Genomic DNA, 16083 nt, shown 5'->3' on the forward strand with positions numbered 1-16083 from the left:
TACTGTCTTTTAATCCAACTTCTCAGTCAATTTTTTAAATACCTGTTTCGCTTCTTTGCCTTCGTATAAAACCTGATAAACAGCATCCAGTATAGGGGCTTTGGCTTTGTATTCCTGATTTAAATTCCAGGCGCTTTTAGTAGCATAATATCCTTCGGCAACCATACTCATTTCCATCTGTGCCGATTTTACAGTGTAACCTTTCCCAATCATGTTTCCAAACATTCTGTTACGTGAAAATACAGAATAACCCGTAACCAATAAGTCACCTAAATACGCAGAATTGTTGATGTTTCGCTTCATCTTGTGGACTTTCTTGATAAAACGTTTCATCTCACGGATACCGTTACTCATCAGAACAGCCTGAAAATTATCACCATAGCCTAAACCGTGGGCAATACCTGCGGCAATGGAATAAATATTCTTTAATACGGCTGCATATTCAGTACCAACAATATCATCAGTAGTTTTGGTTTTAATGTAGTAGCTGTTTAGGTTGCTTGCCATTATTTTTGCTTTTACCTTATCGCCACAAGCAATGGTTAGATAAGAAAGGCGTTCCAGTGCAACCTCTTCAGCATGACACGGACCTGTAATCACACCGATATTCTCATAAGGAATATCGTAATTTTTATGAAAATGCTCCCCTACAATCAAGCTGCTTTCAGGAACAATTCCTTTAATGGCAGAAAAAATTGTTTTACCCTGAAGGCTTTCGGTCATTTTTTCCAGTTCGTTGTTTAAAAAGGCCGAAGGGATGGCAAAAATGACATAATCGGCATCTTTTACGGCTTCATTTATGTCATTGGTTAAATTCAGTTTTTTTATATCAAAAGCAACTGAACTTAAATAATTTGGGTTGTGTTTGTGGAGTTTTAAATGTTCTATGGCATAAACGCTGCGCATGTACCATGAAATCTGGTCAACATTCTCGCATAACATTTTTACAATCGCAGTAGCCCAGCTACCTCCTCCTATAACGGCAAATTTTGGTTGTGTACTCATAGTAAAATATTTAACCCTCTTCTTTTTTGAAAATTATTTCGCCAACTTAAAAGTTTAAAATTAAGCAGTTTGAACAGGGGATTTCCTAAAAATCTGTTTTTAAGAAAAATTGGTCAACAAAGTTAATAAATTTTTGGCACGCATATTGGATAGATATGTTAGGAAATCACTATATATTGATTTTTGGATAAAAAATTGTACTGAAGATATTTGAATAGTGGTTATTTTTGAAACGTTAAAAATTACAAGTTATGAATACAATAAAATTATTTCTGATAGCGGTGGTTTCACCATTCTTATTTACATCATGTTCAGCCGATGTATTGATTGAAGACGATTATTCAAACAATATTACGCTGCCTGAGTTAATGGAAGGGTATGATTTGTGGTATGTGGATTATGATGCAACAACTGGAACCGGAGATGTGCCGTTTTTAACAAGAGCCTTCACCGTTTCATTTTTAAATGGAGCTTTATATGCAAACAATAATTTGGCAGGAATTGGAACAACCGGCAGTGGATTTGGTATCAGAGTGGGATCTTACAGTTATTATCCTGATGCAATAACAGTGTATCACGATGTATATGGAACTTTTGATTTAGAAGTGTACCAACTGTCTTCCAACCGTATCAAATTGTACGACAGATATAGAAATGTAACATATTATTTAATTGGATTCCAAAGAAGTAATTTTGATTATGACAAATTATTTAATGACAACATTCACTATTTTCTGCAGGAATACAAAGCATGGGAAAAAGTATATACCAGCCGTGTGGGAGCATTGAATGATTTTGATAAAGAAAACTTCATCCAGTTTGTTGCAGGAGGCAGTGATGACAATTTCCGTTCTTCTCAGGATGCTTCCGGAACAGGTGTAAATAATATTTACTGGGATTTCACAGGGATATACGGGATTTCAAATACCTCAAATATGTACACTAAAATTTTAACATTAGATTATGATTTTTGGGGCAATGAATCGTTTACACTAAGCGTTATTAATGACCACCGCATAAGATTATATCATAATAACAGCGGTACAACATATGAGTTTGAGGGCAGAGGTTTTATACAATATTTAAGACAAAATGCCGTTAGAACTAAAGCAGATAACGTTTTGAGAAAGAGTTAATTTATTGAAAATAGAGTTAAGTTAAATTACGTTTTGTTTTTGGTGTTTAGTAGGAAGGCGCACTTGGAATTTATTTTCAGTGCGCCTTTCGAATTTTTAATGAGAGATAAGAAACAATTTGTTTTTTGTATTTTATATTTTGGAATTTGTACTTTCTATTAATAACTCATCTCTACTATTTCCCTCACTTTTTCAGGAGTAATATTTTGTTTTTCTCCTAATGCTTTCCAGCCACGTTCTTCAAAACGTTTTACAATAAAATCGGAAGTACCTTCAAACTGATCTGTGTTTTCAGACAATCGGGTTAACATACCCATTGTATGGAAAAATTCAGTAGTTTTTTCAATCGCTTTTTCGGCTTTTTCTTCTATTGAACCTGTAGTGATTCCAAAAACACGTTCACCGTATTGTGCCAGCTTGTCTTTTTTGGTGTCAAACATTACGCGGTATAAATTTGGTCCGATAATAGCCAACGTACGCGCATGGTCAATTTCATACAAAGCGGTCAATTCGTGACCAATCATGTGTGTCGCCCAGTCGGAAGGAACGCCTTTTTGAATTAATCCATTCAATGCCATCGTGGCACACCACATAAAATTGGAAGCCAATTTGTAATCGGTTGGGTTTTCTACAACAGAAGGGCCAATTTCTATCAAGGTTTGCAAAATGCTTTCAGCAATTCTATCTTGAAGCAAAGCATCGTGTGAATACGTTAAATATTGTTCCATCACGTGCGTGAAAGCATCTACCACACCGTTTTGTAACTGACGTTTAGGTAATGATTCGATTACTGTTGGATCACAAATTGAAAATTTAGGGAATAAGGCACTACCGCCAAAAGCCAATTTCTCTTGAGTTTCATTGATCGTGATAACTCCGCCCGAATTCATTTCTGAACCTGTTGCCGGTAAGGTTAAAATAATTCCGAAAGGAACCACGGCATTAATGTCTTTTGTCAAAATGCGTTTTTGTAAAATTTCAATTGGATTTCCATCATATTTTACAGCAGCAGAGATGAATTTTGTGCCATCAATCACACTTCCTCCGCCTACTGCAAGAATAAAATCGATGTTTTGTTCTTTGATAATTTGAACAGCTTTCATTAATGTTTCAAATCTCGGATTGGGCTCAATACCGCCAAATTCTACAACATCATACCCTTGTAAAGCAGTTTTAACCTGATCGTAAATACCATTTTTAAAGATACTTCCGCCGCCATAGGTTAGTAAAATTTTAGTATTTGATGGAACAAGTTCAGGAAGTTTGGAAATCTGTCCTTTGCCAAAAACATAATTTACGGGATTGTATAATTCGAAGTTTGTCATAAGTTAAAAATTTAGAGGGTTAAATTTACTGAACAATTATTGAACATGTTTTAAAAGTATGTTAAATCAAAAACTATAAGAGTTCTTATATTTGTGTAAAATTCACACTAAAATCTGTTTCTTATGCAGAATATAAAAATAGCTGTCGATGCTGTAGTTTTCGGATATCAAAACAATACACTGCATGTGTTGTTGATACGGCAGAAGTTTGGAAGCGAGAATTCCTATTGGGCCCTGCCAGGAGGTTTGGTTAAGGAAGAGGAGTCTCTTATTGATGCTGTAAAACGTGAATTGAAAGAAGAGACCAATGTTGCGGTTAATTATCTGGAACAATTATACACTTTCGGAGATGATATTGCCAGAGATTCCCGTAACAGGGTAATTTCAGTGGCCTATATGGCATTGGTTGATCCGTCCAAATTATTTCTAAAAGCTGACACTGATGCTGATGAGGTAGCTTGGGTGCCGGTTTCTAAAATTCCAAATCTCGCTTTTGACCATAACCTGATGGTCGAGAAAGGACTTGAGCGGTTAAAAGCCAAACTGACTTATCAGCCTATAGGTTTTGATTTGCTTCCTCCTGAGTTTTTATTCTCGGAACTCGAAAATCTTTATGCTACGATTCTTCAAAAGGAAATTGACCGCCGGAATTTTCGAAAAAAAATGCTGAGCTTTGGTATTTTAGAAGAGACAGAAACTATAGTAATGCAAAAAGCCGGCCGTCCCGCCAAGTTATTCCGTTTCAATACAGCTGAATACAACCAACTGGTGAAGGAAGGATTTCACTTTGAAATCAAATTTGCGTAAAAAATACACTAAAAAATTTTGTAAGTAAATTTATTGTTTTTACATTTGTGTAACAAATACGCAAAATAATACATCATGATACTTAATTTAGACCCTCAGTTCCGTCCATTCTCAAACGAATCAGAAATTGCTTTCCAAAGTTTTACTTTTTCAGGAGGCGAACCCCATATTAAAATCCAATCTGGTTTTGACGTTGCAGAAAAAGTGACCGTTACGCACCGTGTGAACTCGTTTAATGATCTGGGATTGGTGTGTGTGACCATCGATGCATTGAAAAGAATGGGGGTAAAAGTAATTGATTTGTTTATCCCTTATTTTCCCGCAGCTAGACAGGACCGTGTGATGATTCCCGGAGAACCACTATCAGTAAAAGTATATGCTGATATTATAAATGGCTTGGGATTAAACAAAGTAATGGTCTTTGATGCCCATTCAGAAGTGACTCCGGCCTTGGTTAATAATTGTGAGGTAATCCCGAATTACACATTTATTGAGAAAGTTTTAAAAGAAATCGGAAATGAAGCCAAACTGATTTCCCCTGACGGCGGTGCCTTAAAAAAAATCTACAAAGTTTCCGAATTTTTGGGTGGCGTAGAAGTAGTGGAATGCAGCAAAAGCCGTGACGTTAAAACCGGAAAATTGTCTGGATTCAAAGTCTATGCCGATGATCTGGAAGGAATGGATTGTTTGATTGTGGATGACATCTGTGATGGTGGAGGAACTTTCATTGGCTTAGCGGATGAATTAAAAAAGAAAAATGCCGGAAAATTATATTTAGCAGTCAGCCACGGTATTTTTAATAAAGGATTTGAGAGCCTGACTGTTTTTGATAAAATTTTTACAACGAATTCATTTAAGGATTTTGATAATGAGTTCGTGAAACAAATTGCATTGGAATTATGAATTATTCATTAGAAATACTAAAAGAAGAATTTAAAAAAGGCAAAAAGAATAAATTTCTGTTTTTTTGGGGTCATCAGAAATCAAAAGACGGCAGTATTACCAAGACCTGTTTCAGTCAGTGGTGGGAAAGTTCGTTTACTGTTGACGGCGTGACTTATAAAACGGCTGAGCACTGGATGATGGCTAAAAAAGCCGAATTGTTTGGTGATAAGGAAATTTTAGAAAAGATACTGATTTGCAACTCTCCCGCAGAGGTGAAAAAGCTCGGCAGAGAAGTTCGAAATTATATGGATAAACTTTGGTTGTCCAATAGATATCAAATCGTGAAAGAAGGTAACTTTCATAAGTTTAACCAAAATGATGAACTTAAAGAATTTTTATTGAACACTAATGAAAGAGTTTTGGTTGAAGCCAGTCCGGTCGACTCAATCTGGGGAATTGGTCTGACAGCAGATCATGAGGATTCTGAATTTCCTGAAAAATGGAAAGGATTAAATCTTTTGGGCTTTGCATTGATGGAGGTTAGAGATCAGTTAAGAGATGAATAAAATTGTATATTTTGAAGATTTATTTGTAATCGATAATTTTTTATCAGATTCGGAATGTGATGCTTTAGTCAATCAGAGTGAGCAAATTGGTTATGAGGAAGCAATGGTGCAAACTGGCGAAAATACTCAGTCTCTGCTTAAAAGTGTAAGAAATAATGATAGAATTTTATTCAGAAATGAAGAACTGGCAGATAAATTATTTGAGTTGGCCAAACCTTTTTTAATTCACGAAGTTGAAGAATATTGCATTTTAGGATTAAATGAAATGTTTCGGTTTTATAAATACAGTCCAAAACAAAGATTTAAAATGCATAGGGACGGCAGTTTTAAAAGAAATGAAGATGAGAAGAGTTTTTTTACTTTTCTGATATATCTGAATGATGAATTTGAAGGCGGTGAGACAGAATTTAAAGACTTAATCACTATAAAGCCCAAAAAAGGGACATTAGTAGTATTTAACCATTCATACAGACATGAGGGAAAAGTGATTTCTGAAGGGGTAAAATATGCATTAAGAAGCGATGTGATGTACCGCAGCAACAATATTGATTTTTAATTATTTTAATTATGATTTTAGAAGCGGCAATAGGAGATGCTTATGGAGCAGGTTTTGAATTTCAAAAACAAGAATATATAGAACACTATAATAACCTTACTAAGTACCACCCCCACGGATTGTATCAAGAAATATACAAACGTTATACAGATGATACCCAAATGGCAATTGCTATAACTGAATTACTGTTGGAAGATCTGAACTGGACTGAAGAAAAAGTTGCAAGTAAGTTTGTAGAAGTTTTTCACAGAGACAAAAGACGTGGATATTCGGATCGGGTTTATAATGCTCTTGACCAAAGTAAGAATGGATTAGAATTCATTGCTAATTTAACTTTTCAAAGCAATGGTAACGGTTCTGCAATGCGGGCATATCCAATAGGTTATGTAAAAGATATACCCACACTTTTGCAATTATGTGAAATTCAGGCAAAAACCTCCCACAATACAATTGAAGGAATACAATGTGCAAAACGGATTGCTTTGGCTGTTCATTTTTACAGATATGGATTAGATAAAAAATACAATTTGATCGATTTTATCAATTCTACTTTAAATGAAAATGAAATATATGAAATTGCGGCTCCTATAGATATGCATGGCTATCCTACAACAAAGGCAGTTATTAAAATTGTTTCAGAAGCAACTTCTATGAAAGACTGCCTGAAAACAGGTATAGATTATGGTGGCGATACTGATACAGTAGCGGCTTTATGCATGGCGATACTCAGTCAAAAAGAAAATTGTCAAAAAGAACTGCCTGACTTTCTTTATGAAAACTTAGAAAACGGCAGGTATGGAAAAGATTATTTAATAAATTTAGATTTTCAACTAAACGAAAAATTTGAATAACCCATGAATGATGAACTAAAACCAAGATTCATTGATGCCTTAAGGAGGAACAATGACCAAATCAGAGAAGATAGAGCAAGAACTATCGGAGAAGATTCTGAATTAATCTATAGACGCAGAGTAGAAGATATAGATTTGAAAATTAAAAGATTAGAAAGAGAACAGGAAGGTCTTATTGATATCAGTCCCTTAGATAAAAACAGTTTGACTTTTGCTGACTTTGAACCGGATGCTTTTGTTCAGAAAGACATCGAATTGTCTTTAATTATTAGAAATCTGAATATACAGTTCGAAGTGGCGAAGAAAAGATATGAATATTTATTTGGCAAAACTTTTTAATTATGGGAGGTACAAGATATGACATGGGAGCTCGGGATGATAGAGCTAAAAAAGCCGGTTATGCTTCAAAATCGGTAAGTGAAATTTTTACGCAAAATTCTAAAAGGATGGCACATCCTTCAATGAATCCTAATGGTATTGTTTTTAGGGAGGCAAGAGATTCTGATGTGCATCCTAACTCGGTTCCTATTATTTTAGGACTAGATGTTACAGGAAGTATGGGACACATTCCTCACGAGTTAATCAAAGATGGATTGCCAAAATTAATGGGCGGCATAATTCAAGGAGGAGTTCCTGATCCGGCACTTTTATTTTTAGGTATTGGTGACCACGAATGTGACGGTTATCCTTTACAGGTCGGCCAGTTTGAGTCTGGAGACGAAGAGCTGGATATGTGGCTTACCCGGACTTATATTGAATCCGGTGGTGGCGGAAACGCAGGGGAAAGCTATCTTTTAGCATGGTATTTTGCTGCTTTTCACACCAGAACAGATGCTTTTGAAAAACGTAATCAGAAAGGATTGTTATTTACGGTAGGTGATGAGCCTACTTTAAAAATCCTTCCCGCATCTTCAATCAAAGAAATTATGGGTTCAGGACAACAGACATATACTCACCTGGATCTTTTAGATGAAGTTAAAAAAAGGTATGATGTTTACCATATAAGTGTTTTGCATTCTGATCAAGCCATTAATGCCGACAGAGGTTGGAAAGAATTATTGGGACAAAACTGTCTTTCAATTACTGACCACAAAGAAATACCTAACGTTATTAAAGATATTATTTGTGAACGGTTTAAAAATTCAGACTATTCAAAGAATGACAATCCGGATCTGGGAGGATTCGAAAACATTCAAATGCTTTAAATCATGAAACAAGCAAAAATAGTTATAGGATTAGGTTTTGGTGACGAGGGCAAAGGTATTACTACTGATTTTCTGGCCAGCCAAAACCCTGAATCTATAATTATTCGGTTTTCGGGAGGACAACAAGCTGCGCATACAGTAATGATTGATGAAAAAAAACACATTCATTCGAGTTTTGCCAGTGGAGCCTTACGTGGTTTGCCTTCCTATTTTAGCGAGCACTGTACTATTCATCCTGTTTTTTTATATAATGAACAAAAAGAATTGCAGTCTAAAGGAGGAAATGTACAATTGTGCATCCATCCTTTAGCCAAAGTAACAACTCCTTTCGACGTCTGGAAGAATCGGACCAATACAAAAAACCTCGAACACGGGACATGCGGAAAAGGAATTGGAGCCACGATGAAACGAAATGAATCGCAGTATAAGCTTTTTGCTGTCGATTTAATCGCTCCTAAATCAATGCTGATAGAAAAATTAAAAGCAATAGCTTATTATTACGGATTTCCGGAGGATAATGACTTAAAAGAAGAATTGGATTTTTTCCTGGATACTATAGAAAAAATAAATTGGAATATTCAGGATTACAGTTATCTGGCTGATTACAATAATTTAATTTTTGAAGGCAGTCAGGGAATTCTGCTTGATATGGATCATGGTGTCTTTCCTAATGTGACATATGCCAACACCACTTCAAAAAACGCAATGGAAATATGTCAGAAACTGGAAGTAAAAGATATAGAAATTTATTATGTCACCAGAAGCTATGCTACTCGGCACGGCAATGGTTGGATGGGAAAAGAGGAAGAACTTCCATTAGTAAATAATCATGAGGAAACGTGTATTTATAATGAATACCAAAAAGAATTGAGAATTGGAAATTTAGATTATACACTTTTGAATTATTCGCTTAAAATAGATGCATCTTACTCGTTATTTGCTAAAAAAAATTTGGTAATAACCTGTCTGGATCAGTTGGATATAGATTTTCAACTGAATAAAATAAATACGGAATTTCAAAAAGTATATGGTTCGTATTCTCCTTTTTCGAATAATATCAAGCCTTTAACCGATAACTCAAAGCAGACCGAATTATCAATCTCATAAGCAAAATACTTTTATTAAAAACATTTAGAAAACTATGAACCCATTATTATTAACCGACGGTTATAAAGTTGATCACCGCCGTCAATACCCAGACAACACCACTTTAGTATATTCCAACTGGACACCACGTAAATCAAGAATTGAGGGTGTGAACGAAGTAGTTTTTTTCGGTCTGCAGTATTTTATCAAGAAATATATTTTGGATGAATTCCAAACGCAATTTTTCGGTCAGCCAAAAGAAAAAGTGGTGGCGCGTTACGCACGCCGAATCAATACATACTTAGGCGAAAATCAAGTTGGGACAAAACACATCGAAGATTTACATGATTTAGGGTATATTCCAATGGTCTTCAAAGCACTACCAGAAGGTTCAACCGTGCCGTTGCGCGTCCCTATGTTTACGATGTACAACACGAAACCCGAATTTTTCTGGCTGACCAATTATTTTGAAACCTTATTGTCGGCTGTGGTTTGGATGCCTTGTACTTCGGCGACGATTGCCAGACAATACCGTTTGGTGCTGGATAAATTTGCTGAAGAGACTTCATCAATGCCTGAATTTGTGGACTGGCAGGGACATGATTTCTCGATGCGCGGTATGGCGGGAATCGAAGCGGCAGTAATTTCGGGCATGGGACATTTATTGAATTTCACAGGAACTGATACTATTCCGGCAATCGATGCATTGGAAACATATTATAATGCCAATTCTGAATTGGAATTAATCGGAGGCTCAGTAGCCGCAACCGAACATTCGGTAATGTGTATGGGGACTACGGAAGGTGAATATGAAACCTTCAAACGTTTAATTTGTGAAGTGTACCCAAAAGGAATCGTTTCTATCGTATCGGATACCTGGGATTTGTGGAAAGTACTGACGGATTATATGCCAAGACTGAAAGCGGAAATTGTTAACCGTGAAGGAAAAGTTGTCGTACGTCCTGACAGCGGTGATCCGGTATTGATTATTTGTGGTAACCCTGACGGAAAAACCGAACAGGAACGTAAAGGGGTTGTCGAATTGCTTTGGGATGTGTTCGGCGGATCGGTAAACGATAAAGGATATAAGGAGTTAGTGCCGCAAATCGGGGCTATTTACGGCGACAGTATCACCGTGGACAGAGCCACCAGAATATGCCAAAAACTGAAAGAAAAAGGATTCGCTTCAACGAATGTTGTTTTAGGAATTGGTTCGTATACCTATCAGTACAACACCAGAGATACTTTTGGCTTTGCCATGAAAGCGACATACGGGGAAGTAGACGGCATCGGACGTGAAATCTTCAAAGACCCGATTACTGACGACGGAACCAAGAAATCGGCTAAAGGTTTGATGAAAATCGAATTGAATGACGGATGCTATGAATTGAAAGACCAGGCTACTTGGGAAGAAGAGCAACAAGGCGAATTACAAGAAGTATTCCGAGATGGAAAATTATTGGTTGATGATTCATTGGTTGCAATTCGTGAGCGTATGAAAGAAAAGCAACTAAGCTTTGCCGAATAATTTATAAAGCTTTTTCAGGCTATTTAATACAAGCCCGCTTTTGCGGGCTTTTCGTTTTCTATGAAATTCTTCACAAAAACCTAACATTGACCTAACGATTACTTCATAAAACAGTGGCAACTTTAACCTGGAAATAGAGCTCAGATTTCTACAATGTAAAATGATAACAATGATACTGTATGACAGAAAAACAAAGAGCATTATGGGAAACCATCCGTAGGTTTTCCTTTGATGAAACCATCGAAGAGTATGGTTTCGAAACTAGATTGGCGTATGAAAATAAATGGACCCATTACGTCACCAAACAAGCCATCGAAGAGTATAAGAAGTTCGTGTTTTTAGCTTCAATCTCTAACCAAATGGTTTCTCCTTCCGAAATAGTTGATATAGTCTGGCACCAACATCTGATTTTCAGTAAATCCTACGAAAAACTCTGCCAGATACTCGGAAAAAAAATCGGACACATTCCTTCCACACACAATCCACATAATCATTCCGTTTTTAAAGAAGCAAAAGAACACACTACTACTTTATATGAATCCTGTTTCGGAAAACAAAATCCATACTTCTGGGACAACAATTATCTCGATGAAACCCAATTAATCACAAACGATACTGTTTTCCGTAAAAGAATCATAAATACACTTATAGTTTGTCTTTTTCTTTACTTCCCGCTTTATTTTTTCCTCAAACCATACATTATAGAAATTGATAATCCCGCTTTTATAATGTTAACGCTAATAATACAGTTTTTCCTGTTTCCGTTTCTTTATTTTCAAATGGATAGAATAGTAGAAAATATGACAAAGGAACTGTATGGAACCGACTTGCATGCGCAAAATTTGAATGGAGCCGAGATTCTGTGTCTCAGAAAAGGAAATAACAGCCGGTATGTGCATGCGGCAGTGGATAACATGATTAAGAAAAGAATACTTTCGGTGGAAGGAAAAACAGCGATACGGCTTGGTTTTAATTCCAAAGTTGAAACCATTGATGAGGTTGCTGTAGGCAATGCAATGTCTGTAAACGAAACAATGACCTATCCTGATTTATTCCACAAACTGCGGGTAAAAGAATTGTTCTTGATTCCGCAGCAGGCAATGAATAATCTCAGAGAAAAAATAGTCAATGAGAAGCAATTTGTGAAGCATTTCACAGTGCTGGCCTTGCTTTTGATGCCTGTCCTTTATATCTTATTAATCCGATTGCAGTTAGGTGTTCAAAGAGGCAAACCGGTTACTTTTTTACTGATTGAAATAGGAATTTATGTTTTGGTCGGTCGCTATTTGCTTAAGAAGGCCTATAATCGTTTGTTTGTTAAAGCCATTCCAGAGCTTTACAATATAAAAATTAAGAGCGGGGAAAGAATTGATTTGAAAGATAGTTGGGAGTGGCAATATTTACTTTTTGGAACTGCTTTTTACAGTCATGAATTTTTTCCTCTGGTACATCCTGTCCAGGCAAGCGTTGATTCGGCTCAATCCTCATGGAGCAGTTGTGGCTCAGGTTGCAGTAATAGTTGCGGAAGCAGCTGTGGTTCCAGCTGTGGAGGTGGGTGCGGCGGATGCGGCGGGGATTAACCTATTGTTTTTCTGTTTTATGTTTAATTCTGTAATGATACAGAGTTAAGCATTTTTTTATTTCCTATAAAATAAATTGTGATCAATGTATTCCCAAACTTTGTTAGGCAGCATAGGGATTACATTCTTTTTGTTTTTAATGCATTCACGGATAAAAGTAGAAGACAATTCAATTACTGGAGCGCCAACCCGATTAATTTTTGGGTGGTTTGCAAATTGACTGTCTATTTCACCCGAATTCATTCTCGGATACACATAAATTGCATGATTTTGAAGAATAACCTCATAGTTTTTCCATTTGTGAAGCGAATTCAGATTGTCTTCGCCCATGATTAATGAAAATTCATGAACCGGATACTTTTCCTGTAAATGTGCGAGTGTATTTACGGTGTAATTAGGCTGCGGTAATTTGAATTCGATGTCGGAAGGTTTGATTTTTGGGAAATCTTCGGTAGCCAGATGCACCATATGCAAACGGTGATAATCATCCAACAGTGAGTTTTTCTGCTTATGCGGATTATGGGGTGTGACCACCATCCAGATCTGATCCAAATCCGAATGCTCTGCCATATGGTTGGCAATAATCAAATGTCCTATATGAATAGGGTTAAATGTCCCGAAGTAAAGTCCGATTTTCATTTTTTAGGCATTAGGCATTAGGCAATAGGCATTAGGCATTAGCTATTTACTAGTGCCTGGTGGCTGTTGCCTTATTGAACAAAATTCCTTACCAATTCATACGCTTCCTGTTTAGCTACATCCAAATCATAATTTTTGATAATGGTATCAAATTGCGGCGCAGTAGCTAACTCAACGTGGGCTTTAGCAATACGCATGTTTATTTTGTCTTCGCTTTCTGTAGAGCGTTCTTTTAAACGGCGCTTTAATTCATCAACACTTGGCGGTTTTACAAATACAGCTAAAGTTTGTTCTGGAAATTTATGTTTAATACGTAATCCGCCTGCAACATCAATATCAAAAATCACATTTTTGCCTAAAGCCCAGATGCGTTCTACTTCTGTTTTTAATGTGCCGTAAAAATTATCACGGTATACTTCTTCCCATTCTACGAAATCTTCGGCTTTAATATGCTTTTTGAATTCCTCAATAGACATGAAGTAATAGTCTTTTCCTGAAACTTCTTCTCCTCGAGGTTCACGTGTTGCTGCCGAAATTGAAAATTCTAAGTTCAATTCTTCAATTCCTAATAAATGTCTTACTATAGTGGTTTTCCCGGATCCTGACGGCGCCGAGAATACGATTAATTTTCCTCCTTTTTCACTCATGGTGATTTGTCTTTTTTCTTTGCTCTATTTTTTTCTCTTAAAGAACATTCAATACCTGTTCTTTAATTTTCTCCAATTCATCCTTCATCATCACAACCAATTTCTGCATTTCAGAATGGTTGGATTTTGATCCCATGGTGTTTATTTCGCGGCCCATTTCCTGAGTGATAAAGCCTAATTTACGGCCATTGGCTTCTTGACCTTTTAAGGTTTCCAAGAAATAATCAAGATGATTTCCCAATCGGACTTTTTCTTCAGTGATATCGTATTTTTCCAAATAGAAAATCAATTCCTGTTCAAAACGGTTTTCATCTACATTTACCTGAAGTTCATCTAAAGCTGTACGTAACCTCGTTTTTACCGTTTCAACACGTTCAGCGTCGTAAGACACAGCTTCGTTCATCAAATTGTAAATGTTGGCAATACGTGTTTTGAATTCGGTTTCCAAAGATTGTCCTTCGTCTTTGCGGAATTGGTTGATGTTGACTAATGCTTCATTAATGACTTTTTGAATTTCCTTCCATTCATTTTCATCAATTTCCTCACGCTCTGTTTTTAAAGCATCAGGCATACGGACAGCCATTTTCATCAATTCGGTAGCATCAGCTTCAGGAAGTATTTCCTTCATTTGTGCTATGTAAGCTTTGACGATTGGTGCATTTATTTTTGAAGAGGTTTCTTCTCCGGTAACTTCTATGTATAAAGAAAAGTCAACTTTCCCACGTTCCAGTTGTTGTGAAATTTGGTTGCGTAACCCTAATTCCATCTCACGATAGGTAGAAGGCATACGCACGTTTAAATCCAGACCTTTGCTGTTTAATGATTTTAGTTCAACAGTAATCTTTTTTGTAGGTAATTGCAGAGACGCTTTCCCAAAACCTGTCATTGATTGTATCATAGGCGAAAAATAAGGTGTAAAGATAGTGTTTTTAGTGATTAGTGAAGAGTGATTAGTTATTAGTCCTTTATTAAAAGCTATTCACTAATCACTTTTTACTAATTACTTTTTTCTGTGTTACCAAATAAACTCCAATAAAAATCAACAAGGCTGATCCCGCTTTTACCCAACTCAATTCGTCTTTTCCTAGTCCAATAGCAAAAATCGAAGCAAAAAGTGGCTGCAGGTAAATAAAAACCGCTACTGTTGTAGGTTTAAGCTCTTTCATCGAAAGTAAATTCAGTAAATAGGTTAAGAATGTTGAAAAAACAACCACAAATCCAATTTTAATATAGGCAGATGTTGGGACAATAGCCCAGTCAACCGACTGAAATTCCCCCCAACCAAACGGAATTACCATTAAAAATCCGAAGAAATAAATCCATTTTACAAAGGAAAAGGCATTGTATTTGTCCATAAGTTTTTTAACAATGATGAGGTAAAAACCATACGACACTGCATTTACAAAAACCAGAAAATTACCCAACATAGCATTGGGTGCATTTACTTTTGCTTTCCCATAGAGAATTAAAGTTATAGTGCCGATTAATCCTAAAAGGATTCCTGCGATTTTTCGGTTTTCCATCCTTTCTTTGATCAAAATGGCTGAAAGAACCAATACAATCATAGGGGTCGTAACCATTAAAACGGCTCCCATAATAGGGGAAGTATAACTCAATCCTTTGAAAAAAGTAAGCATATTGAAGGCAATCCCAAAAAATGATGCAGCTATGATTCTTGGGAAATCGGTTTTGTCTATTTTTTCACTGCGAGCAGGACGAAGCAATCCAATTCCAATTGAAGAAAGCCAAAACAGCAACATAGATCCACCCACACGCAGAAAGATAAAACCATAGGCGTCAATATGTTTCGGCATCACATCTTTGGCAATGGTAAAAGTCACACCATAAATGATAGATACTAAAGTAGCGGCTACAAGTGCCCAATTTCTCTTACTCATTGCTCAAAAATTGAATCGCAGCGTCAACCGTTTTTGCACTGTTGCCTACAAAGATTTTTCCGTCAGCAATAATTACCGGACGTGATAAAAAAGTGTAATGTTCTAAAATGTATCTTTTGAAGTCGGCTTCCGTTAGTTTTTCATCTTTCAATCCCATTTCTTTGTATAGGGTTGCTCTTTTGCTGAAAAGTACTTCGTAGCTTCCGGCCATTTGCTGCATTTCCTCTACTTGCTTAACCGTCATGGGTTGGATTTTAATGTCCTGTAATTCGAAAGTATCAAGATTCGGTAACGATTTTAAAATACGTTGGCAGGTACTACAGGTTTTAAGGTAATATATTTTGCGCATATTTTTTTCTGCAAAAATAA

At 36.3% G+C, this 16083-nt stretch carries 18 protein-coding genes; 11 read left to right on the forward strand and 7 right to left on the reverse strand.

Features of this window, described 5'->3' with window-relative positions; translation table 11 throughout:
• Positions 1–9: 9 nt before the first annotated feature.
• Positions 10–1005, reverse strand: a complete 996-nt coding sequence (locus tag EZM65_RS04035) for an NAD(P)H-dependent glycerol-3-phosphate dehydrogenase (protein WP_136667258.1) — start codon at positions 1003–1005, stop codon at positions 10–12.
• Positions 1006–1256: 251 nt separating this feature from the next.
• Between EZM65_RS04035 and EZM65_RS04040 the strand changes: the two genes are divergently transcribed.
• Positions 1257–2141, forward strand: coding sequence for a nicotinic acid mononucleotide adenyltransferase (locus EZM65_RS04040; protein ID WP_136667259.1), 885 nt, complete (start codon positions 1257–1259; stop codon positions 2139–2141).
• A gap of 158 nt (positions 2142–2299) precedes the next feature.
• Here EZM65_RS04040 and EZM65_RS04045 read toward each other — a convergent pair whose 3' ends face one another.
• Positions 2300–3466: an iron-containing alcohol dehydrogenase gene (locus tag EZM65_RS04045; RefSeq protein ID WP_136667260.1), complete on the reverse strand. Its 1167-nt coding sequence runs from the start codon at positions 3464–3466 to the stop codon at positions 2300–2302.
• Positions 3467–3589: 123 nt separating this feature from the next.
• On the opposite strand from EZM65_RS04045, the gene EZM65_RS04050 reads away from it, so the two are divergent.
• The 10 genes from EZM65_RS04050 to EZM65_RS04095 all read left to right on the forward strand — a co-directional run bounded on the left by EZM65_RS04050 (position 3590) and on the right by EZM65_RS04095 (position 12530).
• On the forward strand, positions 3590–4273 hold the full coding sequence (locus EZM65_RS04050) for an NUDIX domain-containing protein (RefSeq protein WP_371682984.1): 684 nt from the start codon (positions 3590–3592) through the stop codon (positions 4271–4273).
• Between the two features lie 75 nt (positions 4274–4348).
• Complete coding sequence (prs, locus tag EZM65_RS04055) at positions 4349–5176, forward strand: ribose-phosphate diphosphokinase (RefSeq protein ID WP_136667262.1); 828 nt, start codon at positions 4349–4351, stop codon at positions 5174–5176.
• Positions 5173–5724 (forward strand): NADAR family protein, encoded by a 552-nt coding sequence (locus EZM65_RS04060; RefSeq protein ID WP_136667263.1) that lies wholly within the window; start codon positions 5173–5175, stop codon positions 5722–5724. The genes prs and EZM65_RS04060 overlap by 4 nt, the downstream gene beginning before the upstream one ends.
• Complete coding sequence (locus tag EZM65_RS04065) at positions 5717–6280, forward strand: 2OG-Fe(II) oxygenase (protein WP_136667264.1); 564 nt, start codon at positions 5717–5719, stop codon at positions 6278–6280. Before EZM65_RS04060 ends, EZM65_RS04065 begins: the two co-directional genes overlap by 8 nt.
• A gap of 11 nt (positions 6281–6291) precedes the next feature.
• Positions 6292–7131, forward strand: a complete 840-nt coding sequence (locus EZM65_RS04070; protein ID WP_136667265.1) for an ADP-ribosylglycohydrolase family protein — start codon at positions 6292–6294, stop codon at positions 7129–7131.
• Between the two features lie 3 nt (positions 7132–7134).
• Positions 7135–7470 carry a hypothetical protein gene (locus EZM65_RS04075; RefSeq protein ID WP_136667266.1) on the forward strand — a complete coding sequence of 112 codons (336 nt, stop codon included), beginning with the start codon at positions 7135–7137 and terminating at the stop codon, positions 7468–7470.
• A 2-nt stretch (positions 7471–7472) separates the two neighbouring features.
• Complete coding sequence (locus EZM65_RS04080; RefSeq protein ID WP_136667267.1) at positions 7473–8336, forward strand: hypothetical protein; 864 nt, start codon at positions 7473–7475, stop codon at positions 8334–8336.
• 3 nt (positions 8337–8339) lie between these two features.
• Positions 8340–9443 carry an adenylosuccinate synthetase gene (locus EZM65_RS04085; RefSeq protein ID WP_136667268.1) on the forward strand — a complete coding sequence of 368 codons (1104 nt, stop codon included), beginning with the start codon at positions 8340–8342 and terminating at the stop codon, positions 9441–9443.
• A 34-nt stretch (positions 9444–9477) separates the two neighbouring features.
• Positions 9478–10950, forward strand: a complete 1473-nt coding sequence (locus tag EZM65_RS04090; RefSeq protein WP_136667269.1) for a nicotinate phosphoribosyltransferase — start codon at positions 9478–9480, stop codon at positions 10948–10950.
• Positions 10951–11129: 179 nt separating this feature from the next.
• Complete coding sequence (locus tag EZM65_RS04095; protein ID WP_136667270.1) at positions 11130–12530, forward strand: hypothetical protein; 1401 nt, start codon at positions 11130–11132, stop codon at positions 12528–12530.
• Between the two features lie 57 nt (positions 12531–12587).
• On the opposite strand, the gene nadD is transcribed toward EZM65_RS04095, so the two are convergent.
• From nadD to EZM65_RS04120, 5 genes are all read right to left on the reverse strand, one after another.
• The gene (nadD, locus tag EZM65_RS04100; protein ID WP_136667271.1) at positions 12588–13169 is read right to left on the reverse strand and encodes a nicotinate (nicotinamide) nucleotide adenylyltransferase; all 582 of its coding nucleotides are present in this window, start codon (positions 13167–13169) and stop codon (positions 12588–12590) included.
• Between the two features lie 71 nt (positions 13170–13240).
• Positions 13241–13816 carry a guanylate kinase gene (gene gmk / locus EZM65_RS04105; RefSeq protein WP_136667272.1) on the reverse strand — a complete coding sequence of 192 codons (576 nt, stop codon included), beginning with the start codon at positions 13814–13816 and terminating at the stop codon, positions 13241–13243.
• A gap of 37 nt (positions 13817–13853) precedes the next feature.
• Positions 13854–14714, reverse strand: a complete 861-nt coding sequence (locus EZM65_RS04110) for a YicC/YloC family endoribonuclease (RefSeq protein WP_136667273.1) — start codon at positions 14712–14714, stop codon at positions 13854–13856.
• An 88-nt stretch (positions 14715–14802) separates the two neighbouring features.
• Complete coding sequence (locus tag EZM65_RS04115; protein WP_136667274.1) at positions 14803–15714, reverse strand: DMT family transporter; 912 nt, start codon at positions 15712–15714, stop codon at positions 14803–14805.
• Positions 15707–16063, reverse strand: a complete 357-nt coding sequence (locus tag EZM65_RS04120) for an arsenate reductase family protein (protein ID WP_136667275.1) — start codon at positions 16061–16063, stop codon at positions 15707–15709. Before EZM65_RS04120 ends, EZM65_RS04115 begins: the two co-directional genes overlap by 8 nt.
• Positions 16064–16083 lie beyond the last annotated feature (20 nt).

Source organism: Flavobacterium sp. H122, assembly GCF_004959765.1.
Taxonomy (GTDB): domain Bacteria; phylum Bacteroidota; class Bacteroidia; order Flavobacteriales; family Flavobacteriaceae; genus Flavobacterium.